At 69.1% G+C, this 22167-nt stretch carries 19 protein-coding genes; 7 read left to right on the plus strand and 12 right to left on the minus strand.

Annotated elements, in window-relative coordinates:
* Window positions 1-27: 27 nt before the first annotated feature.
* Window positions 28-786 carry a carbonic anhydrase gene (locus DBV10_RS01405; protein WP_124509890.1) on the minus strand — a complete coding sequence of 253 codons (759 nt, stop codon included), beginning with the start codon at window positions 784-786 and terminating at the stop codon, window positions 28-30.
* A gap of 270 nt (window positions 787-1056) precedes the next feature.
* Here DBV10_RS01405 and DBV10_RS01410 point away from each other — a divergent pair, with 270 nt between their 5' ends.
* Window positions 1057-1416: a 5-carboxymethyl-2-hydroxymuconate Delta-isomerase gene (locus tag DBV10_RS01410; protein WP_124509892.1), complete on the plus strand. Its 360-nt coding sequence runs from the start codon at window positions 1057-1059 to the stop codon at window positions 1414-1416.
* A 61-nt stretch (window positions 1417-1477) separates the two neighbouring features.
* Here the strand turns inward: DBV10_RS01410 and DBV10_RS01415 are convergent, their stop codons facing one another.
* From DBV10_RS01415 to nadC, 3 genes are all read right to left on the minus strand, one after another.
* Entirely contained in the window at window positions 1478-3274 is a 1797-nt protein-coding gene (locus DBV10_RS01415; RefSeq protein ID WP_124509894.1) for a chorismate-binding protein, read from the minus strand.
* Window positions 3275-3353: 79 nt separating this feature from the next.
* Window positions 3354-4484: a quinolinate synthase NadA gene (gene nadA / locus DBV10_RS01420; RefSeq protein ID WP_124509896.1), complete on the minus strand. Its 1131-nt coding sequence runs from the start codon at window positions 4482-4484 to the stop codon at window positions 3354-3356.
* A complete protein-coding gene (gene nadC, locus DBV10_RS01425; protein ID WP_124509898.1) occupies window positions 4481-5332 on the minus strand; it encodes a carboxylating nicotinate-nucleotide diphosphorylase in 852 nt (283 codons plus the stop codon). Before nadC ends, nadA begins: the two co-directional genes overlap by 4 nt.
* 166 nt (window positions 5333-5498) lie before the next feature.
* On the opposite strand from nadC, the gene panB reads away from it, so the two are divergent.
* A complete protein-coding gene (gene panB / locus DBV10_RS01430; protein WP_124509900.1) occupies window positions 5499-6380 on the plus strand; it encodes a 3-methyl-2-oxobutanoate hydroxymethyltransferase in 882 nt (293 codons plus the stop codon).
* Between the two features lie 36 nt (window positions 6381-6416).
* Window positions 6417-7262: a pantoate--beta-alanine ligase gene (panC, locus tag DBV10_RS01435; protein WP_124509901.1), complete on the plus strand. Its 846-nt coding sequence runs from the start codon at window positions 6417-6419 to the stop codon at window positions 7260-7262.
* A 71-nt stretch (window positions 7263-7333) separates the two neighbouring features.
* Here the strand turns inward: panC and DBV10_RS01440 are convergent, their stop codons facing one another.
* Complete coding sequence (locus tag DBV10_RS01440) at window positions 7334-8056, minus strand: alpha/beta fold hydrolase (RefSeq protein ID WP_124509903.1); 723 nt, start codon at window positions 8054-8056, stop codon at window positions 7334-7336.
* Window positions 8057-8210: 154 nt separating this feature from the next.
* On the opposite strand from DBV10_RS01440, the gene DBV10_RS01445 reads away from it, so the two are divergent.
* From DBV10_RS01445 to DBV10_RS01455, 3 genes are all read left to right on the plus strand, one after another.
* Window positions 8211-11708 carry a DUF2126 domain-containing protein gene (locus DBV10_RS01445; protein WP_124509905.1) on the plus strand — a complete coding sequence of 1166 codons (3498 nt, stop codon included), beginning with the start codon at window positions 8211-8213 and terminating at the stop codon, window positions 11706-11708.
* 158 nt (window positions 11709-11866) lie between these two features.
* A complete protein-coding gene (locus tag DBV10_RS01450) occupies window positions 11867-14524 on the plus strand; it encodes a circularly permuted type 2 ATP-grasp protein (RefSeq protein ID WP_124509907.1) in 2658 nt (885 codons plus the stop codon).
* 2 nt (window positions 14525-14526) lie between these two features.
* Window positions 14527-15456, plus strand: coding sequence for a transglutaminase family protein (locus DBV10_RS01455; RefSeq protein ID WP_124509909.1), 930 nt, complete (start codon window positions 14527-14529; stop codon window positions 15454-15456).
* Here the strand turns inward: DBV10_RS01455 and DBV10_RS01460 are convergent.
* The 5 genes from DBV10_RS01460 to DBV10_RS01480 all read right to left on the minus strand — a co-directional run bounded on the left by DBV10_RS01460 (window position 15422) and on the right by DBV10_RS01480 (window position 19964).
* Window positions 15422-16381, minus strand: coding sequence for an alpha-E domain-containing protein (locus tag DBV10_RS01460; protein WP_124509911.1), 960 nt, complete (start codon window positions 16379-16381; stop codon window positions 15422-15424). The genes DBV10_RS01455 and DBV10_RS01460 overlap by 35 nt on opposite strands.
* Window positions 16375-16530, minus strand: a complete 156-nt coding sequence (locus DBV10_RS01465) for an alpha-E domain-containing protein (RefSeq protein ID WP_124509913.1) — start codon at window positions 16528-16530, stop codon at window positions 16375-16377. Before DBV10_RS01465 ends, DBV10_RS01460 begins: the two co-directional genes overlap by 7 nt.
* A 104-nt stretch (window positions 16531-16634) precedes the next feature.
* Window positions 16635-17792, minus strand: a complete 1158-nt coding sequence (locus DBV10_RS01470) for a putative zinc-binding metallopeptidase (protein WP_124509915.1) — start codon at window positions 17790-17792, stop codon at window positions 16635-16637.
* Between the two features lie 176 nt (window positions 17793-17968).
* The gene (locus DBV10_RS01475; protein WP_124509917.1) at window positions 17969-18286 is read right to left on the minus strand and encodes a BON domain-containing protein; all 318 of its coding nucleotides are present in this window, start codon (window positions 18284-18286) and stop codon (window positions 17969-17971) included.
* Between the two features lie 274 nt (window positions 18287-18560).
* Window positions 18561-19964: a CHASE3 domain-containing protein gene (locus DBV10_RS01480; protein WP_124509919.1), complete on the minus strand. Its 1404-nt coding sequence runs from the start codon at window positions 19962-19964 to the stop codon at window positions 18561-18563.
* Window positions 19965-20100: 136 nt separating this feature from the next.
* On the opposite strand from DBV10_RS01480, the gene DBV10_RS01485 reads away from it, so the two are divergent.
* Window positions 20101-20733, plus strand: coding sequence for a response regulator transcription factor (locus tag DBV10_RS01485; RefSeq protein ID WP_124509921.1), 633 nt, complete (start codon window positions 20101-20103; stop codon window positions 20731-20733).
* An 84-nt stretch (window positions 20734-20817) separates the two neighbouring features.
* Here the strand turns inward: DBV10_RS01485 and DBV10_RS01490 are convergent, their stop codons facing one another.
* The gene (locus DBV10_RS01490) at window positions 20818-21243 is read right to left on the minus strand and encodes a response regulator (protein WP_124509923.1); all 426 of its coding nucleotides are present in this window, start codon (window positions 21241-21243) and stop codon (window positions 20818-20820) included.
* 113 nt (window positions 21244-21356) lie between these two features.
* Window positions 21357-22106, minus strand: a complete 750-nt coding sequence (locus tag DBV10_RS01495) for a HesA/MoeB/ThiF family protein (RefSeq protein WP_124509925.1) — start codon at window positions 22104-22106, stop codon at window positions 21357-21359.
* Window positions 22107-22167: the final 61 nt, after the last annotated feature.

Raw genomic sequence — 22167 nt, forward strand, 5'->3', positions numbered from 1 at the left:
CGGAAACAAGGCCGCCCTCGGGTGCCGTCAGGTGCTTTCCTTGATCACCCGGCCATTGAGCGGCTGCAGCGGCCGCGCATTGGCGCTGTACACCTGGCGAAACGCCTTGATCTGCTGAGCGCTGAGCTTCACGGGCTCCTTGAGCACCATCCACTGCACCCCCTCGGAGCAAGGCGGCGTGGTCAAGGACCCGGCAAAGCTGTAGTAGCCCTTGCGCTCGGGCAGCAGGCTGCCCACATCCAGCGTGAGCCCGTCCACCGTCACCTGCTCGCCCACGCGTGGCAGGTGGGCAAAGATGGGCGCCCAGGCGGCATTGGCCTTGCCGGGCTGGATCAACACAGCCACCACACCCAGCCCACCGTCGCTGCCCTTGTGCACGAAGTGCGCCACCATGGCCGCACGTTTGCCGCCAATGGCTTCTTCGCTGGGCGTGTGGAAGTGGAATTGCAGCAGCTCCAGGGCCTTTCCGTCCACCACCAGCTTGCTGCCGGCCGGCAGATTGACCTGCACCGTGTGCCCGTTGTTGACCAGCGTCGGGGCCGCCGGGGTGTACTGGAAGTCGAGCGCGGGCAAGGCCTCCTTCACCGTCTTGCGGATGTCCACCGGGCTCTGGGATGCGCCCCGCGCGCAGGCCTCGAAGCTGGCCTCCAGCGAACCCCAATGGGCCGCCCCGTGTTTACCTTTGTATTCCCAGTGCGGGCGGGCGCCCTCGGCACTGGCAGCCGCCGCAGCGCACAGCACAAGTGCGGCCAGGCTCACTTTCTGGATGCAGGCAAGGTGTTTCATGGCATGGAGCAGGGGTCGTGAACAGGCACCGTCGAACTGCGCGTTACCCGGCCCCATGCCGGGCACGCGACGCCCGGCCAGAACCTGTTCGTGGACCGGGCTGCGCGCATTCTGAGCACTTGCGCCGCGCGCGGCAATGAAAATCGTGCGCCGCCGGACCGGCCGGCCGCAGCGCCGTAAACTGGCGTGGTGCGCGCAGCCCCCCTGCGTGCCCCGCGTGCTCCGGCAGGACACACGGGCCCTCCCCACACAACCGCCATCACCATCACCATGCCCCATCTTGTCGTCGAATACTCCAGCAACCTGCCCCACTTCCCCGAGGCAGAGACCCTGACCGCCCTCAACGCCACACTGTGCGCCCACCCCCAGGTGCAGGACGAGGCCGACCTGAAGACGCGCTTTGTCGTGGCCGACAGCTTCGAGATCGGCACCGCCCCCGCCCACCGCGCCTTTGTGCACGCGCAGCTGCGCCTGCTCGCGGGCCGCACGCCCGAGGCCAAGACAGAGCTGGCGGGCCGCATTGCCGCCGTGCTGCGCGAACGCACGCCCCGGCCGCAGGGCGTGATGGTGCAGCTCAGTGTGGAGATCGTGGACATGGACCGGCCGAGCTATGTGAAGGAACGGCTCTGAAAATTGGATAGCTGCCAGCGCTTGCTCCACGGGCGCTGGGGGCCGATTTTCTTCAAATTTTCTATCTCTCCAGCGTGGCCGCCAGCCAGCCGCGCAGGCTGTTGATGAAGGCCCAGCCCTGCACCCGGGGCACATCGGCCACACGCAGCACGGCCTCCACCACCCGGCCCTCACGCAATGCCACGGCACGGCCCACGCCGGGCAGCAGGCCGCAGGACAGCGGCGGCGTCACCCACCGCCCGTCGATGAGCGCGGCAATGTTGCCGAAGGTGCCCTCGGTGATCTCGCCCGCCGCGTTCCACAGCAGCGTGTCAAACACACCGGGCGTGGTGGGCGCAAACGCCGCATAGTGCGCACGGCGCGTGGTCTTGTAACGCACAAACTCGCTGCGGGCCTCAGCCAGCGGGCGCGGGGCCAGTTGCAGGCGCACGGGTTCGGCCGTGGGCAACAGGGCAAAGGCCTCGGCCCGGGGCCTGCCCGTGGCGCCCAGCAGCAGGCGCACGCGCCATGCGCCCTCGGCATGGTCTGCCGCCACTGCCTGCAGGCATTGCAATACGGCCGCCGCATCCCAGGGCACGCCGAAATGTGCGGCCGCCGACTGCAGGCGTGCCAGGTGGTCGGTCAGATGCCGGAAGCTGCCCGCCTGCAACGCCAGGGTTTCGAGCAGGTCAAAGGGCTGGCTCGCGCGCTCGACAAACGCGCGCTTGTGCTGCCACTCGCTCCACTCGGCATCGGCCAGCGCGCCCGAGGTGATGCCGCTGCCAATGCCGCAGGTGGCGCGCACGGTGCCGCCTTCAGGGCGCAGCACCACGGTGCGGATGGGCACATTGAAGGTTGCGGCCACGGCATGTGGGCCCTGCGCACCGGGCGGGCCGGCCGGGCGCACCACCCCCACGGCGCCGCAGTACACGCCGCGCGGCGCGCCTTCGAGCGCGTGGATCATCCGCATGGCACGCACCTTGGGCGCCCCGGTGACGGAGCCGCAGGGGAACAGCGCGGCAAACACGTCCGTGAGCGTAGTGCCGGGCCGCGTGCGCGCGGTCACGTCCGAGGTCATCTGCCACACCGTGGGCAGGGCCTGCGTGGCAAACAGCACGGGCACGCGCACGCTGTGGGGCAGCGCAATGCGCGACACATCGTTGCGCAGCAGGTCCACGATCATCACGTTCTCGGCACGCTCCTTGGGCGCCGTGCGCAGGTGCGCCGCCTGCTGCGCGTCCTCTTCGGGCGTAGCGCCGCGCGGGGCCGTGCCCTTCATGGGGCGGGCCAGGATATGGCCGCCGCCTGGCGCATCCCGCCAGTCGAAGAACAACTCGGGCGACACCGACAACACCTGCTCGCCCCCGGTGTCGATGTGCGCCGCATACCCGCCGGGCTGGGCGCGCAGCAGCGCCGCAAACAGGGCCGGGGCCGAGCCCTGCAGCGTGCCGTGCAGGGGGGCCGTGTGGTTGACCTGGTACAGCTCGCCCGCCGCAATCGCCTGCTGGATCTGCGCCAGCGCGGCGTCGAATTGCGCGCGGTCGGGGCTGTCGGTCCACGTCACCTGCGCGGGCGGTTCGGCACCTGGGCCGTCATCGCGCTCGGGCCAGGGCAGCGGCGCGTCGTACACCGCAAACCAGGCCAGCGGGCCGTCAGCGGCGTGGGTCAACAGCGCCGCATCGAACGCGGCAGCGGCCTCGTAGCGCACACAACCCACACACCAGCGGCCTTGCTGCGCGGCCGCGTGCACGGCGTCGAGCACGCTGCGCACCTCGTGCAGCGCATGGGCCACCAGCACCTCGCGCGGCGTGCCAAAGGCGTGGCGCAGGCGGGGGGCGCCGGGGTCCAGCGGCTGGGTGAAGTCAATGCGGGATGTCACAACAAAAAAGGCCTCTGGCGCCTGACCAGTGGGCGGAATCAGCTATCAATAACAGAGCAAACCCATGCCTGCAGCTTTCTCAGGCCGCGCCCAAGTGCGGCACCAGCGCCGCCGTGGGCTGTCCGTTCTTGAGCGCCGCCGTGAAGGCCAGCATGCGGTCAATCGGCTGGCGGGCGCGCGGGATCAGGGTGGGGTCCACATGGATCGCATTGGCGCCGGCCTCCAGCACGCGGGCCACGTCGGCCAGGCCGTTCATCGCCATCCAGGGGCAGTGCGCGCAGCTCTTGCAGGTGGCACTGTTGCCAGCAGTGGGCGCTTCGTAGAAGGTCTTGCCGGGGTTGAGCGTGCGCAGCTTGTGCATCATGCCGTTGTCGGTGGCCACGATGAACTCGGTGGCGTCCATTTCGCGCGCTGCCTTGAGGATGGCGCTGGTGGAGCCCACGGCATCGGCCAGGGCCACCACGTCGGCGGGGCTCTCGGGGTGCACCAGCACCTTGGCGGCGGGGTGGTCCTGCTTGAGCAGCCCCAGCTCGACGGCCTTGAACTCGTCGTGCACGATGCAGGCGCCGTTCCAGAACACCATGTCCGCGCCGGTTTCGCGCTGGATGTAGGCGCCCAGGTGGCGGTCGGGCGCCCACAGAATCTTCTGGCCTGCAGCCTTGAGCGCGCTCACGATCTCCAGCGCGCAGCTCGATGTGACCAGCCAGTCCGCGCGCGCCTTCACGGCCGCGCTGGTGTTGGCGTAGACCACCACGGTGCGGTCGGGATGCTGGTCGCAGAACGCGCTGAATTCGTCGATGGGGCAGCCCAGGTCCAGCGAGCAGGTGGCATCCAGGTCGGGCATGAGCACCGTCTTTTCGGGGCTCAAGATCTTGGCCGTTTCGCCCATGAAGCGCACGCCACTCACCACCAGCGTCTGCGCCGCGTGGTCGCGGCCAAAGCGGGCCATCTCCAGCGAATCGCTCACGAGGCCGCCAGTTTCCTCGGCCAAGTCCTGCAGGTCCGGGTGCACGTAGTAGTGCGACACCATGACCGCGTTCTTCTCTTTGAGCAGGCCGCGGATCTTGTCCTTGAGCGCGGCGCGCTCGGCCTGCGAGGGCTCGGGCGGCACGCGCGCCCAGGCGTGTTTGGTGGAGCAGACGGCGCCCGAGGTCGCCTCATCGGGCTGCTCGTATTCGACGTCGATGCGGTGGAGGGTGGCCGTGCTCATGCCAGCTCCTGCAGGCGCATCGAAAAGTCGGTGGCCTTCACGTCCTTGGTCAGCGTGCCGATGGAGATGCGGTCCACACCGGTCTCGGCCAGCGCGCGCAGGCCATCGAGCGTGACGCCGCCCGAGATTTCCAGGATGGCCCGGCCGGCGTTGATGCGCACGGCCTCGCGCAGCTGGGCCAAGGGCATGTTGTCGAGCAGCACCATCTTCGCGCCGGCGTTCAGCGCCTCGGTCAACTGCTCCAGGGTTTCGACCTCGATTTCAATGAACGTCGCTTGCGCGGCCACGGCTTGTGCGGCTTTGAGCACCGCCGTCACGCCGCCGGCGGCTGCAATGTGGTTTTCTTTGATGAGCACCGCGTCGTGCAGGCCGATGCGGTGGTTGGTGCCACCGCCCACGCGCACGGCGTATTTCTGTGCCAGGCGCAGGCCGGGCAGGGTCTTGCGCGTATCGACGATCTGCGCACGCGTGCCGGCCACCGCGTCCACATAGGTGCGGGTCTTGGTGGCCACGGCCGACAGCAATTGCAAAAAATTGAGGGCGGTGCGCTCGGCGCTGAGCAGGGCGCGGGCATTGCCTTCCAGCGCCAGCACCACCTGGTCGGGCGCGCAGCGCTGGCCTTCGGCCACATGCCAGGTGATCTGCACGCCGGGGTCGAGTGCGCGCAGTGCGGCTTCGGCCCAGGGGGCGCCGCAGATCACGGCGTCTTCACGCGCCAGGATGCGCGCGCGGGCGCGGCGGGCGGGGTCGATCAGGCTGGCGGTGAGGTCGCCGGTGCCCACGTCTTCGGCCAGGGCGCGGGCCACATCGGCCTGGGCCAGGGCCTTCACATCGTCGTTGTCTCTCATGGTGCTTTTCGCGGGGGGTAACGCTGCTGTCATGGGCCGCGAGCATACCGGGAACGCAAAGGCCATTGCGCCGACACGGGCCGCGGGCCACAGAGGCGGCAACCAATAAGTACACCCAGTATTGGTCGCATAGACTCGCGGCAATTTTTTGGCCTCACCGCGCTACATGACCGCCACCAGCCCTGTTTCTGCAACGCCCTACGGCACGCTGCCGCCCGCATCCCCCCTGCCCCAGCGCCGGCCCGTGAGCCTGCCCCGCCTGTCGCAAATGCGCGCGGCGGGCGAGAAGATCACCATGCTCACCGCCTACGACGCCACCTTTGCCGCCGTGGCCGATGCGGCGGGCGTGGAATGCATTCTGGTGGGCGACTCGCTGGGCATGGTGTGCCAGGGCCTGCCGAGCACCGTGGGCGTGCAGCTCGACACCATGGCCTACCACACGGCCAGCGTGGCGCGCGGCCTGCACCGCGTGCAGGGCACGGCCTGGCTGGTGGCCGACCTGCCCTACGGCACCTACGCCGAAAGCCGCGAGCAAGCCCTGCGCAGCGCCTGCGTGCTGATGCAGGCGGGCGCGCACATGGTCAAGCTCGAAGGCGGCGGCTGGACGGCGCCCACAGTGGAATTTCTGGTGCAGCGCGGCGTGCCCGTGTGCGCCCACCTGGGCCTCACGCCGCAAACGGTGCACGCGCTGGGCGGCTACCGCGTGCAGGGCAAGACCGACGACGCGGCCCGCACGCTGCGCAAAGAGGCGCATGAGCTGCAGGACGCAGGCGCCACCATGCTGGTGCTGGAGATGGTGCCCGCCGTGCTGGCCGCCGACCTCACGGCCGAGCTGCCGCACTGCCACACCATCGGCATCGGTGCGGGCAATGGCACGGCCGGCCAGGTGCTGGTGTTGCACGACATGCTGGGCATGAACCTCGGCAAGATGCCGAAGTTCGTGCACAACTTCATGCAGGACGCCGGCAGCGTGCGCGGCGCGATGGAGGCCTATGTGCAGGCCGTGAAGCGGGGCAGCTTTCCGGACAACGCCCTGCACGCCTGGTGAGCCCGTTCCCTATCTCCTTCTGACCCTTCCGACCCCATGCTGATTACCCACTCCATCGCCGACCTGCGCCAGGCCCTGGCCCCCTACCACCGCCCCGCCTTTGTGCCCACCATGGGCAACCTGCACGACGGGCACATCGCCCTGGTGCGCCAGGCCAAGCCCCTGGGCGACGTGACCGTGGCCAGCATCTTTGTGAACCGCCTGCAGTTCTTGCCGCACGAGGACTTCGACAGCTACCCCCGCACCTGGGAGGCCGACTGCGCGCAGTTGCAAGCTGCGGGTTGCGATGTGCTGTTTGCGCCGCGCGAGGCCGACCTGTACCCGCAGCCCCAGACCTTCAAGGTGCACCCCGACCCGCAGCTCGCCGACATGCTCGAAGGCCACTTTCGCCCCGGCTTCTTTGTGGGTGTGAGCACGGTGGTCATGAAGCTGTTTGCCTGCGTGCTGGGCGCCACGGGCGGCACGGCCGTGTTTGGCAAGAAGGATTACCAGCAGCTCATGGTGATCCGCCACATGGTGCGGCAGTTTGCGCTGCCCATCGAGATCGTGGCGGGCGAGACCTGCCGCGCGGCCGACGGGCTGGCGCTGAGCTCGCGCAACGGCTATCTGAGCCCGCAAGAGCGCCAGGAGGCGGTGGCCTTGTCACAGGCTTTGCAGCGGCTGGCGCAGCAGTGGCGGAACGCCGCCCCCAGCGACCGCAGCCTGCTGGAGACACTGGCCCTGGACGCCCTGCGCACGCGGGGTTGGGCGCCCGACTACCTCACCGTGCGCCGCCGCGCGGACCTGCAGCCCGCCACGGCCGAGGATGCGGCGGGCACGCTGGTGGCGCTGGGCGCCGCGCGGCTGGGCAGCACACGGTTGATTGACAACCTGGAGTTTTGATTCACTATCAAATTCATAGCTCCTAGCGCTTGTCCATCAAGCGGTAGCGGCCAAAAACACTTCCACCTGGATCAAATCCAGCCCTGGCTGGCCAGCCACTGCACCAGCAGCCCGGTCACGGCCTCGGGCTGCTCCATGGTCAGCATGTGGCCGCTGCCTGCGAGCAGGTGGTGTTCGGCCCCCGGCACCAGCGCAGCGATCTCGGCCGAGCATTCGGGTGGCGTGAGCTGGTCAGCCGCGCCGCACACCACCAGCACCGGGCAGGCCACCTGGGGCAGGTGCAGCCGCGCATCGGGCCGGTGGATGACGGCGCGGTTCTGGCGCACCAGGTGGGCGGCGCCTGCGTCCAGCACAAAGTCCAGATAGGCCTGCACCAGCGCAGGCTGGGCCGCATTCACCGGGTGGAAGGCCAGGGCCACGTTGGGCTCGATGACCTCGCGCACCCGGCCCTGCTCAAACAGCGCGATGGCGCCTTCGCGCAGCGCCCGCATGTCCGGCGTCTCGGGCCGCGCCGTGGTGCCCAGCAGCGCCAGCCCCGCGACCCGGTCCGGCGCCTGGCGTGCGGCCTCCATCGCGATCATGCCGCCCATGGAGGCACCCGCCAGCACCAGCGGCCCCGCGTGCTGACCCAGCAGCCGGGCCGCGAAGTCCTCGATGCGGTGCAGGCCCATGTCCTGGTGGGCCGTGGCGACCTCGGGGCGCAGCGCGGCGGGCAGCAGCGGCAGCACGCCGCGCCACATGCGTTCATCGGCCGCCAGGCCGGGCAGGAGCAGAAGTTGGGGTGGCAGGGGCATGGGGCAAAAAAGGGGTTGTCACCAAGTTGGTGCTTGCTGTGAGCAGAAGGCGCTGCGGCGCCGTGCCATGGATTGTGAACAGGCCATGAACCGCCGGGCCGCGCGCCGGCAATTGTGCCCACGGTGGCTCGGGACTTGCTAGCATGCCCTGCATATGCCCATCCACGCCGCACTCCACCACGTCACGCATTACCAGTATGACCGGCCCATCGGCCTGGGGCCGCAAACAGTGCGGCTGCGGCCAGCGCCCCACTGCCGCAGCAACGTCATTTCGTACTCGCTCAAAGTCGAGCCTGCGCAGCACTTCATCAACTGGCAGCAAGACCCCTTCGCCAACTACCAGGCGCGGCTCGTCTTCCCGGAGAAGACGCGCAGCTTCAAGGTCACGGTGGACCTGGTGGTCGAGATGGCGGTCTACAACCCCTTCGACTTTTTCCTGGAGCCCGAGGCCGAGCACATCCCGTTCCAATACAGCAGCGATGTGCAGCAGGAGCTGGCGCCCTACCTGGCCACCGAGCCGATGACGCCGCTCGTCCAGGCCTACCTCGACAAGATCGACCGCAGTCCGCAGCGCTCCATCAACTTCCTGGTCCAGCTGAACCAGCAGGTCGCGCAGGACGTGCGCTACCTCATCCGCCTGGAGCCCGGCGTGCAGACGCCCGAGGAGACGCTGCAAAAGGCCAGTGGCTCGTGCCGCGACTCGGGCTGGCTGCTGGTGCAGCTGCTGCGCCACCTGGGGCTGGCGGCGCGGTTTGTGTCGGGCTACCTGATCCAGCTCACGCCCGACGTGAAGGCGCTCGACGGCCCGAGCGGCACCGACCACGACTTCACCGACCTGCACGCCTGGTGCGAGGTCTACCTGCCCGGCGCGGGCTGGATCGGCCTCGATGCCACCAGCGGCCTGCTCGCGGGCGAGGGCCATATCCCGCTGGCCTGCACGCCCCAGCCCTCGGGCGCCGCGCCCATCGAGGGCCTGGTGGACGAGGCCGAGGTGGCGTTTGCGCACGAGATGCGCGTCACCCGCATCTACGAATCACCGCGCGTGACCAAGCCCTACACCGAAGACCAGTGGCAGGCCGTGCTGGCCCTGGGCGAGCGGGTGGATGCCGACCTGCAGGCGGGCGATGTGCGCCTGACCATGGGCGGCGAACCCACCTTTGTGGCCGTGGGCGACCGCGATGCGCCCGAGTGGAACACCGACGCCCTGGGCCCCACCAAACGCGGCTTGGCCACCGAACTCACGCACAAGCTGCGCGCCGAATATGGCCAGGGCGGCTTTCTGCACTTTGGCCAGGGCAAGTGGTACCCGGGCGAGCAGCTGCCGCGCTGGGCGCTGTCGATCTGCTGGCGCGCCGACGGCCAGCCGGCCTGGCAGAACCCTGCGCTGTTTGCCGACGAACGCGATCCTTCGCACTGCACCAGCGCCGACGCAGAGCGCTTTGTGCGCCACCTCGCACGCACGCTGGGCATCACCGACCGCCATATCCAGCCCGGCTACGAGGACACCTTCTACTACCTGTGGCGCGAGCGGCGCCTGCCGGTCAACGTGGACCCGTTTGATGCGCGCCTGGACGACGAGCTGGAGCGCGCACGCCTGCGCCGCGTGTTCGAGCAAAAGCTCGACAGCGTGGTGGGCTATGTGCTGCCGCTGCAGGCGGGGGAAGGCGCGGGCACGCTGGCGGGCAGCGTGTGGAGCACGGGGCCCTGGTTCTTCCGCGACGACCGCATGCTGCTCATCCCCGGCGATTCGCCCATGGGCTACCGCCTGCCGCTGGACGCCCTGCCCTGGGTGAAGGCGTCGGACACCGAGCACCTGATCCCACAAGACCCGACCGCGCCCCAGGGCCCGCTGGCTGCCGCCGCCACGCTGCGCGCACGGTACTCCACTCCCTCGGGGCCCATCACCGGCGACCGCGACCTGCCCTACCTGGCAGGCGCCACCGCTCCTGGCGAGGCACGGCGCGTAACGCAGGGCGGCGCAGGGGGCGACCACGCACGCCAGGCGGGCCAGCCCGACCCGCATGCAGGCGTGCAGCCCCCGGGCAAGTTCCAGTCGGCCGCAGGCTTGTCGCGCACCGCCCTGTGCGTGGAAGTGCGCGACCCACGCCGCGCCAGCGGCCCCCAGGCCGAGAAGGTGGGCGAAAAATACGGCGTGCTCTATGTCTTCATGCCGCCCCTGGCGCGCCTGGATGACTATCTGGACCTGCTGGCCGCCATCGAGGCCACGGCCGAAGAACTGGGCCTGAAGATCGTGCTGGAAGGCTACCCGCCGCCACGCGACGCACGCCTGAAGGTGCTGGCGGTCACGCCCGACCCCGGCGTGATCGAGGTCAACATCCACCCCGCCAGCCACTGGAAGGAGCTGGTGCAGCACACCGAGTTCCTGTACCAGGCCGCGTGGGAGACGCGCCTGTCGGCCGAGAAGTTCATGACCGACGGCCGCCACACGGGCACCGGGGGTGGCAACCACTTTGTGATGGGCGGCGCCACACCGGCCGACTCGCCCTTCTTGCGCAAGCCCGAGCTGCTGGCCAGCCTGCTGCTGTACTGGCACAACCACCCCAGCCTGAGCTATTTGTTCAGCGGCCTGTTCATCGGCCCCACCAGCCAGTCGCCGCGCGTGGACGAGGCGCGCAACGACCAGCTGTACGAGCTGGAAATCGCGCTGCGCGAGATCGAGTCCAACCGCGCGCTCTACGGCCAGGACATGCCGCCCTGGCTGGTGGACCGCACGCTGCGCAACATCCTGGTGGACATGACGGGCAACACGCACCGCAGCGAGTTTTCCATCGACAAGATGTTCTCGCCCGACAGCAGCACCGGCCGCCTGGGCCTCCTGGAGCTGCGCGCGTTCGAGATGCCGCCCCATGCCCACATGAGCGTGGTGCAGCAGCTGCTGCTGCGCGCCCTGATTGCGCGCTTCTGGAAGACGCCCTACCGCGCCCCCGCCGCCCGCTGGGGCACCGAGCTGCACGACCGCTTCATGCTGCCCACCTTCATCCAGCAGGACATGCACGATGTGGTGGCCGAGATGAACGCCGCAGGCTACGCGTTTGACGCGGCCTGGTTTGCACCGCAGTTCGAGTTCCGCTTCCCGCTGGTCGGCACGGTGCAGTCGATGGGCGTGGAGCTGACCCTGCGCAACGCGCTGGAGCCCTGGCATGTGATGGGCGAGGAAGGCTCTGCGGGTGGCACCGTGCGCTATGTGGATTCGTCGCTGGAGCGCATCGAGGTGCGCGTGACGGGCATGAACGAAAGCCGCCATGTGGTCACCGTCAACGGCCAGCCGCTGCCGCTGCAAAGCACCGGCACCACCGGCGAATTTGTGGCGGGCGTGCGCTACAAGGCCTGGAACCCACCCTCGGCCCTGCACCCGACCATTGGCGCCCATGCGCCGCTCACGTTCGACATCGTCGATACCTGGATGAACCGCTCGCTGGGCGGCTGCCAGTACCACGTGGCGCACCCGGGCGGGCGCAACTACGACACCTTCCCGGTCAACGCCTACGAGGCCGAAAGCCGCCGCCTGGCACGGTTCTCGCGCATGGGGCACACGCCGGGGCGGCTGGCGGTGCCGCCTGCGACCATCGAGCTGCCGGGCAGCCGGGAGTTTCCGTTCACGCTGGATCTGCGGCGCAAGATGCGGAAGTAGAGAAGCCCCCTGAGTCGCTGCGCGCCTTCCCCCCAGGGGGACGACGCCCTTGCTGCGAGGCGGCCCTTGCTTGGCGTCTCTGGCATTGGCCCCGCCAGTTTCGACGGTGCGGGTTACCCGCAGAGTGTTGTCGACCAAATGCCCGAAAATCGAGTGCAGTGACAAACCCCAACGACCGCCTCTTGCCCACCGACCTCCCCGAAAGCGCGGCCCAGCTGGCGGCTGCGCTGGCGCCCACCGCTGCGGCCGGGCATTTTGACGAGCTGCGGGGCGCTGCGGCCCCCGCGCGCACGGCCCCCACCGACCGCATGGCGGGCGCCTCAGAAGCTCCTTTTTCAATAGCAGACAATCAAGACCTGTCGCGCCCATGGGCCGATTTTTTTGAACAACTGGGGCCCGAAGGCTTCCCCGACCTGGACCGGCGCATGGCGAGCCTGCAGCGCCAGGTGCGCGACAACGGCATCACCTACAACGTGTACGCCGACAGCAACGGCCCGCAGCGGCCCTGGTCGGTGGACCTGTTCCCGCTCATCCTCTCGCCAGGCGACTGGGCGCACATCGAGCGCGGCGTGCAGCAGCGCGCGCGCCTGCTCGACCGCGTGATGGCCGACGTGTACGGCCCGCAGGAGCTGCTGCGCACAGGCCTGCTGCCCAGCGCATTGGTGCAGGGCCACCCGGGCTACCTGCGCGCCATGCACGGCGTGCAGCCCGTGGGCGGCACGCACCTGCCGATCGCGGCCTTCGACATGGCACGCGACGCGCAGGGCGGCTGGTGGGTGGTCACGCAGCGCACGCAGGCGCCGTCGGGCCTGGGGTATCTGCTGGAGAACCGGCTGCTCATCTCGCGCCTGTTCCCCGAGGCCTTCCGCCAGATGCAGGTGCAGCGCCTGGCCGCCACCTACCGGGCGCTGCTCGACGGCCTGCGGCAGATGAGCCCGGCGGGGGCGGATGCGCGCATCGTGCTGCTCACGCCCGGCCCCTACAACGAGACCTACTTCGAGCACGCCTACCTGGCGCGCTACCTGGGGCTCACGCTGGTCGAGGGCAACGACCTCACCGTGCGCGACGCACGCCTGTACCTCAAGACGCTGCATGGCCTGCAGCCCGTGCACGGCATCCTCAAGCGCCTGGACGACGAGTTTCTGGACCCGCTGGAGCTGCGCAGCGACTCGCGCCTGGGCGTGCCCGGCCTGCTGCAGGCCATCCGCGCGGGCAACGTGCTGGTGGCCAATGCGCCCGGCTCGGCCTTCCTGGAGTCGACGGCGATGCTGGGCTTCATGCCTGCGCTGTCGCGCCACCTGCTGGGTGAAGAGCTGGCCCTGCCCTCGCTGCCCACCTGGTGGTGCGGCGAGCCTGCGGCCCGGCAGGCCGTGCTGTCCCAGTTGCCGCACAGCGTGATCCGGCCCACCTGGCCCAGCCTGCAGCGCCCGCCCGTGCTGGGCGGCACCCTGTCGCCGCAAGACCTGGCCCGGTGGACGGAACGCATCCAGGGCCAGGGCGACGAATACACCGTGCAGGCCTACCTGCCGCTGTCGCAGATGCCCACCTGGCGCACGGAAGCCAATGGTGGCGGCAGCCACATCGCCCCGCGCTCGGTGATGCTGCGCGTGTTTGCCGTGTGCGACGGCCCGGGCTCGTGGCGCGTGCTGCCCGGCGGGCTGGCGCGCATTGCCACCGACGAGCGCGAGATCGCCTCGATGCAGCGCGGCGGCAGCAGCGCCGATGTGTGGGTGCAGACCGGTGGCCCGGTGGACACCACCACGCTGCTCGCGCACAACCAGAGCGCCCCCGCCGTGGTGCACCGCAGCCGCCAGGTGACCAGCCGCGCGGCCGAGAACCTGTTCTGGCTGGGCCGCTACACCGAGCGCACCGAAAACGTCACGCGCCTGGCGCGCATTGCGCTGCAGTGCCTGAACGGCGAAGACCAGTCATCCCAGCCGCTGCTGGCCTGGCTGAGCGCCCTGGCCGTGGGCCAGGGCCTGGTGCTGCCGTCGGTGCCGCCCGCCACGCAGGCGCGGCGCGTGTTCGAGCGCTCGCTGATCGCCGGGCTCACCCAGCCCACGCAGGTGACCAGCGTGGGCTACAACCTGCGCGGCATCCTGGGCGCGGCATCGGCCGTGCGCGACCGCCTGTCGCAGGAGCATTGGCACCTGATCGTGAGCACCGAAGCCGAGTTTTTTGCGCAGCGCGCGAACGGCAACGGCGGCGCCGACGACGACGGCGACTATTCACCGCTGGAGGCCCTGCGCCAGCTCGAAACCCTGAGCGGCCGCACCGCCGCCATGACGGGCCAGCAGACCGACCGCATGACGCGCGACGATGGCTGGCGGCTGCTGTCCATCGGCCGGCACCTGGAGCGCCTGGGCTTTCTGGCGGCAGCGCTGGAGGGCGGCCTGCAGACCGGGACGGTGTTCGACGAGAGCGGCTTCGAGGCCATGACAGGGCTGTTCGACAGCACCATCACCTTCCACGCGCAGTACCAGCAGCGGCGCGACATGCCCGCGCTGCTGGATTTGCTGGTGATCGACCGGGACAACCCCCGGTCCCTCGCCTGGGTGGCCCAGACGCTGCGCGGGCGCATTGTCAAGGTCGAAGCGGCGGCCGGCACGCCCGGCGAATCTGCCGCTGCGGGCATCCCCGAGGCGTCGGACCTGTCGCTGGTGGCCCTGTGCACGCAGGATGCCGGGGGCCGGTATGCCGCGCTGGAGCAGTACCTGGGGGCTTGTGTACGGGGCGTGATGGGCCTGTCGGAGGTGCTGGCCACGCGCTACTTCACCCACTCTGCTGATGCGCTGCGGCACAGCGTAGGAGCCTGACCATGCGGCTGCGCGTCATCCACGAAACGGTGTACCAGTACACGCCTGCGGTGCAGAACGCCCAGCACATGGCCCATTTGCGGCCGCGCACCGGCCTGGTGCAGCGGGTGCTCACCCATGCGCTGCAGATCGACCCCGCCCCCGCCCAGTGCGAGGCCACGCAGGACGTGTTTGGCAACACCCGCGCGTTCTTCAGCCTGCCGTTCACCCACGAGCGGCTGCGCGTGCGCGCCGAAAGCCTGCTGGAGACGGCCCCGCCGCCGCCGGCACCGCCCGGCGAGCCCTGGGAGGCCGTGCGCGAGCGCCTGGCCTACCGGCGGGGCATGCCCTACCACCCCGCCACCGAATTCAGCTTTGCCTCGCCCTACATTCCCCGGCATGCCGACTTCGTGGCCTATGCCCGTGCGAGTTTTGCGCCGGGGCGCCCGCTGATGGATGCAGCACGCGACCTGATGGCGCGTATCCACGCCGACTTTGCCTACACCGCCAACGCCACCGACGCGGGCACACCCGCGCTTGAATCGCTGCGGCTGCGCCGGGGCGTGTGCCAGGACTTTGCCCACGTGATGATCGGCTGCCTGCGCAGCCTGGGCCTGGCGGCGCGCTATGTGAGCGGCTACCTGCTGACCGCGCCCCCGCCAGGCCAGCCCCGGCTGGTGGGCGCCGATGCCTCGCACGCCTGGGTGTCGGTGTGGTCGCCCACCGCCGCCAGCAACGGCACGTTGGCAGAGGCCGCGTGGTTTGACTTGGACCCCACCAACGACCGCGCCGCCGGCGAGGACTACGTGACGCTGGCCATCGGGCGCGACTACACCGATGTATCACCGCTGCGCGGCGTGATCCATGGCGGCGACCACCATGTGCTGCAGGTGGCGGTGACCGTGGAGCCCATCGGCCTCACACCGCCGATGGCACCAGAAAATCCCGGCTGATCCGCGCGCCCAGGTCGTTCACCCGCTCCAGGAACTGCGTGAGGTAGGCATGCAGGCCGTTGGTGAAGATTTCGTCGATGCGCATGAACTTCAGGTGCGCCAGCAACTGCCCCGCATGCCGCTGGGTCTCGGCCGACGGGCTGCCGTCCAGCATGCCGAGGTGGCCCATCACCTCCTGCAGGCAGGCGTGCAGCGAGCGCGGCATGTCGGCCCGCAGGATCAGCAGCTCGGCCACGCGCTCGGGCGTGATCACGTCGCGGTAGACCTTGCGGTAGGTCTCGAAGCCCGAGACGCTCAGCAGGACCGCGCTCCAGTGGTAGTAGTCGTGGTCCTGGTCCTGCGCGGTGGCCGCACCCCAACCATCGCTTGGCGCAGCATGGAATTTCACATCCAGCAAGCGTGCCGTGTTGTCGGCCCGCTCCAGAAACATGCCCAGGCGCATGAAATGCAGCGCCTCGTCCTGCAGCATCGTGCCCACCGTGGCGCCCCGCGACAGGTGCGAACGGAACTTCACCCATTCAAAGAAATGCGCAGGGTCGCTCTCCAGCGCGCCGCTGGCCAGCAGCCGGTGCACTTCGAGCCAGGTCTGGTTCTGGATCTCCCAGGCCTCGGTGTTGAGCGCACCGCGCACGGCCCGCGCGTTCTCGCGCGCAGCCTGCAGGCAGGCCACGATGGACCAGGGGTTGGCCGGGTCCTTGGCCATGAAATCCAGCACCTTGGCGGGCGCCACCTCGCCATGCCGGGCGGTGTAGGCGGGCAGCAGATCGCTGATGGACAGCAGGCCCTGCCAGCCCAGCGCGGCCACGTCGGCAGATTGGGGCAGCAGCGCGCTCTGGTGGTTCACGTCCAGCATGCGGGCGGTGTTCTCTGCCCGTTCGGTGTAGCGAGCCATCCAGAACAGGTGGTCGGCGGTGCGGCTCAGCATACGCCCCCCTTGTTCAACGGGGGCAGAGAACCCCGGGCGTGCTGCGCACACTGGCGGTGTTGTCTCGAAAGCCCTGCTGCGCAGGACTTTTCCGCCCGTTCGGTGTAGCGGGCCATCCAGAACAGGTGGTCGGCGGTGCGGCTCAGCATGGTCATGTCCTCCCGGGGCTTGGCGTGGCACTGCCCGCACCAAGCAAGTTCCAGGCCCCGGCCACCAACACTGAACAAAAATAGGATCTACCGCCCGCTCCTGTTCATCTTTTAGCTAACTTTTTGATAGCTGAGGAAACAACGGGCGCAGGGGGCGGCGGTGCTGCAGCCACTTCGGCTGCGGCCGCGCCCGCGGCGCGCACCACCTCGTGCACAAAGCGGAGCTTGGCGAGCGCCTGCTCGGCCAGCGCAAAGGGGTAGGCGTCCAACTGGCCCAGGCTGCGCGTGAGGCTGTTGAGCAGCAGCGTCAGGGGCACGAGGTGCCGCAGCATGGTGTCGAAGTCGGGCGCCGGGGTGGCAAAGGGATCGACGGCACGGCTGTGCTGCGCGCCGTAGATGCCCGGCACCGTGACCTCGGTGGCATAGCTGGCCGAGGTCTCCAGCAGGTCGATCATGTGCAGGTAATGGGCCCAGGTCTCTGCCCAGTCCTCCCAGGGGTGGGCTGAGGCGTAGGCGCTCACATGGTGGTCGGCCCAGTCGCCCAGGTCATTGCCCTTGGCATAGTGGGCCTGGAGCGCAGCGGCGTAGTCTTGGCGCTCGTCACCGAACACGCGGCGGAAGTCGTCGCTGCGGCCGCCGTCGCGCACCAGTTGGTCCCAGTAAAAATGGCCGGACTCGTGGCGCAGGTGGCCGATCAGCGTGCGGTAGGGCTCGCCCAGGGCAATGCGCCGACGGGCACGCTCGTCGTCGTCGGCCTCGGCCACATTGAGCGTAATGGTGCCGCCGTGGTGGCCCGTCAGCACCGGCGGCCCCCCGGGCACCTCGGCCAGCAGCTCGAACACGGGCCCGGCGCGCCCGAGCGCGGGCTCCAGGCCCAGGCGGGCCAGGCCGTAGTACAGGCGCCGCTTGGCGGCCTCGGTCTGCATCCAACGGCCCCGATGGGCAGCTTCGGCCAGATCGGGCGTCGCCCGCGTCTGCCGGCAGGACACGCACAGTTCGGTGTAGTCGTTGGCGGGCACCGCAAAGTTGCAGGCCTGGTGCTCGGTGTGGTTGCGGCACATGCGGTACAGGCGCCCGCTGTGGTCGGCACTGCCTCGCGCCCCTCTGCGCCGCCACAGGTCGGCACCGTCCTGCGGCGCAGGCACCAGGGCCGCCATGGTCAGCACATCGGGCAGGAAGGCCAGCGCGCTGCCGCAGTGCAGGCACTGCACGCTGTCGAAAAAGACCAGATGGCCGCAATGGTCGCAATTGAATACCCGCATGGTGTGGAGCTTATCGGGGGCGCGGCAATGCGCAAGGCATCCGGTGCGCCCGCTGCCGCACCCCTGCAAAAGAAAAAAGCAGGCGCCAGGGCGTGCCTGGTGCCTGCTTTCCAAAAAGTGCCAATGCCGGGCCGGGCCATCGCCCGCCCGGGCATCGGGTCAGGTCTCACCCTTGCTCAGGGCCGGACAACGATGCTGTTGCGCACTTCACGCACATGCTTGGTGGTGCGGGCAATGTTCTCGGCCTGGTTCTTCTCGGCCTGCGACTTGGCAAAGCCCGAGAGCTGCACCGTGCCGTTGAGCGTCTCCACGCTGATGGAGGTGGCCGACACGTTCTTGTCTTCGGCCATCTTGGCCTTGATGGCGGTGGTGATGCCGGCGTCATCCACATAGGCGCCCACGGTCTGCTGGTCGCGGGCCACCGAACAGCCAGTGGCCGTGGCGATGGTGATGCCGGCGACAGCGGCGAAAGCAAGGGCACGTGCGTATTTCATGGTGTTTTCCTTCGTCAAGAATGGTTGGGAACACGGGGCAAAAGCGCATCCAGTCTACCGGCCCGCAGCGCCTTGCGCGGTGGGTGAGCATTGGAACACGGCCCCACTGTAGGCAGCGGCCCGGGCCCGGGGTGCCGGCGCTCCGCGCACCCCTGTGTCGGCGCCGTGGCGGAGGGTGCGTAGGACAACGCGCCGCAGGTGCGACCCGGCATGGCCACCGAGGGCTGCCCTGGAAAGAGCACAGGGAACAGGCGTCCGGCGTGCCGCGCCCCCATCATTCCCCCTGGCCAGCCACCGGCGGCGGCTCCACCGGCGCCCGCTGCAGCGGCAGCACCGCCGACAGCAAGGTGCCATGGCCAGGGCGCGAAGTGAGCGCCAGGCGCCCCCCTGCCGCCTCGACGCGGTGGCGCATGCCGGCCAGCCCGTGCGAGGTGGGCCGCACGGCGGCGGGGTCGAAGCCCACCCCATCGTCGCGCACCTGCACCGCCACATGGGTGGGGTGGGCATGCACCGAGACCAGCACCTTCGTGGCCCGGGCGTACTTGCCGATGTTGGTCAGGGCTTCCTGCACCATGCGGTACACCGTGAGCTGGGTGGCATCGGGCAGCTGCACGGCCTCCAGGCTGGTCTCGACCTGGATGCCCGCGCGCTCGGCGTATTCGCGCGTCAGGATTTCCAGCGCGGCTGTGAGCCCCAGGTTGGACAGGGACGAGGGGCGCAGGTCTTCGATGATGCGGCGCTTGAGCGCAATGCCGCTGTTGAGGGTGTCCGTGAGGTGCTTGAGGCGCTCGGCGATGTCGGGTGCCGTGGCATTGATCTTGGATTTGAGGCGCGCCACATCGAGCTTGGCGGCCGTGAGCAGCGCACCCAGCTCGTCGTGCAACTCGCGCGCCAGGTGTCCGCGCTCTTCTTCGCGCACCTGCTGCAGGTGGTTGGCCAGCTCCGACAGCGTGGCAGTGCGCTCGCGCACCAGGCCTTCCAGCCGGTCCCGCTCGCGCTCCAGCAGCGCCTGCTCCCGCTGGTTCACGGCCTGCACGGCCTGCGCCTGGCGCAAATACATGTAGAAGGCCAGCAGGCCGATCACGGTGACGGTGGCGATGCCCAGGCGCGACAGCGTAAGCGACTGCTCGATCTGCGCCCGGCCCTGCGACAGGCGCGCGTCGCTGCGCGCAACCAACTCCTGCGCATGCATGCGGATCGCCTCCATGTGCTCCTTGCCCACATCGGTGTTGAGGATGAACTTCCAGGCATCCTCGTTGCCCTTGCGGCGCAGCCGCAGGCTCAGCTCCATCTCGGCCAGCTTGCGTGCGATCTCCCGGGACAGCAGCGCAAACTCCAGCATGTCATCCGGGGTATCGACGAACTGGCCACGCAGCCGGTCCATGTGGGTCTGCACGGTGGCGACGGCCCTGTCGTAGGGCTCCAGGTAGGTCTCGTTGCCGGTGAGCAGGTAGCCCCGCTGGCCCGTCTCGGCATCCAGCATGCTCTGCAGCAGCTTGTTCACGTCGCCGCGCGTGGCCACGCCCTGGGTCATCTGCTCCAGCGCAGCCTGCGAGCGCATGTGCCCCGTCTCATTGATGCCCACCAGCACCATCGCGGCCAGCAGCGCCATGGGCAGGCTCAGCGCCATTTTGCGGACCTTGGGCAACCAGTGTTGGGTGTTTTCCTGGAGAGTCATATGCCTGTTCTTTATTCTGGATAATGGACCATCACCGGCCAGCGGCCCCAGCCCCGCAACGGCACGCCGGCCCCCGCAGGACACCCCTCGCCCCGCACACCCGCAGCAGCGCGGCGGCCCCACGAAAGAAGCACCAATGATCAAGATCGGCATTGTGGATGACCATGCGATTGTTCGCGCCGGGTTGCGGCAGTTCCTGTCGGAGCACGTGGACCTGCGGGTCGAGGGCGAGGCCGCCAACGGCCGCGAGGCCATCGACCTGGTGCGCAACAAGGAGATCGACGTGCTGCTGATGGACCTGTCGATGCCCGGCCAGAGCGGGCTCGATGCGCTGGCCATGCTGCGCGCCAAGGCCCCCGACATGGGCATCCTGATCCTGAGCGGCTACCCGGAAGAACACTATGCGATCACCCTGATCCGCCAGGGCGCGAGCGGCTACCTGAACAAGGAATGCGAGCCCGCGGAGATCGTGGAAGCCATCCGCACCATCGCGCTGGGCCGCCGCTACCTGACGCCCACCGTGGCCGAGTTGCTGGCGCAGCAGCTCAACCGCAAGGACGACGCCCCGCCCCACGAGCAGCTGTCGGAGCGGGAGTTCCAGGTGTTCCTCAAGCTGGCCAAGGGCGAGACGGCGGGCGACATCGCCAAGGCCCTGTCGCTGAGCGTCAAGACCGTGAGCACCTACCGCACGCGGCTGATGGAAAAGATGGGCCTGTCGTCCAACAGCGACCTGACCTACTACGCGCTCAAGAACCGCCTGATTGATTGACATACAGGTCGCCTGTGCCCACCGCCTGCCCGGGGCAGGGCCGGGTTGGGCCATGCGCCGCACAGGGGCTCACGGCGGCACCCGTCACGCGCCCGAGGGCGGAGTCCGTGAACCGCTCACATCCACGCCCACCGGATGGCTGCTGCTGTGCAGCACGCAGTAGTCCACCAGCGCATCGATTTCGTTGGATTTGTCGAACACCGCATCCACCCCGAGCTGCGCGCAGCGCATGCGCACATCGGGGGTGGCATAGTTGCTCAGCACCACCATCTTCTGCCCCGGGCGGCGCGTGCGGCAGGCTGCCAGCACCCCCAGCCCGCTGCCCTGGCGCAGGAACAGATCGACGATGGCCAAGTCCCATTGCTCGCCATGGGTGGCGAGCCATTGCGTGCCCTCGTCCTCGGTTTCTGCCACCCCCACGGCCTCCACAGACGCCAACTCTTCCAGCGTACCAATGAGGTTCTCGCGGATGGTCGCGTTGTCTTCAACAATGTAGGTGCGCAGCTTCACAGGCGGGTCCACGTTGGCGATCAGCGCAGGGGCACGCTGCTCTCACCCTGAATTTAAGCGTTGGGGTGCCCGGATTCTGCCAGCGGCAACAGGTTGGGGCTGTAGGAGCAGTCCTACCGCGCCGCGCACACCGGGCAGTGGGGAGCACGCTGCACGCGCATCGTGTTCCACTCCATCGAGCGGCCGTCCAGCATCAGCAGCCGGCCCGCCAGCGACGGCCCGATGCCCGCCAGCAGCTTGAGCGCCTCGGCCGCCTGCATGGCACCCACCACGCCCACCAGGGGGGCGAACACGCCCATGGTGGAGCAGCGCACCTCTTCAAACTCCGCGTCCGGCGCAAAGATGCAGGCATAGCAGGGTGATTGTGCGTCGCGGGGGTCCACCACCGTGATCTGGCCGTCGAACTGGATCACCGCGCCCGCCACCAAGGGCTTGCCGTGGCGCACGCAGGCGGCGTTGACCGCGTGGCGCGTGGTGTAGTTGTCGCTGCAGTCGAGCACCACCGTGGCCGCCTGCACCAGGCCCTCCAGGGCCGCCGCGTCCACCCGGGCCTGCAGCCGGGTCACCCGCACCCCGGGGTTGATGGCCGCGATGGCCTCGGCGGCCGAATCCACCTTCGGAAGCCCCACGCGCGCCGTGGTGTGCGCAATCTGGCGCTGCAGGTTGGTGAGGTCCACCACATCGTCATCCACCAGCGTGATGTGCCCCACGCCCGCCGAGGCCAGGTAGAGCGCAGCCGGCGACCCCAGTCCGCCCGCGCCGATGATGAGGACGTGTGCGGCCAGCACCCGCTCCTGCCCCTCAATGCCCATTTCATCGAGCAGGATGTGGCGGGAATAGCGCAGAAGCTGGTCGTCGGTCATGAAGTCTCGGGCGAAAGGGCCAATGGAAGGCGTGAAAAAGGCTGGATTCCTCGCGAAATCC

The sequence above is a fragment of the Acidovorax sp. FJL06 genome (assembly GCF_003852545.1).
Taxonomy (GTDB): domain Bacteria; phylum Pseudomonadota; class Gammaproteobacteria; order Burkholderiales; family Burkholderiaceae_C; genus Acidovorax.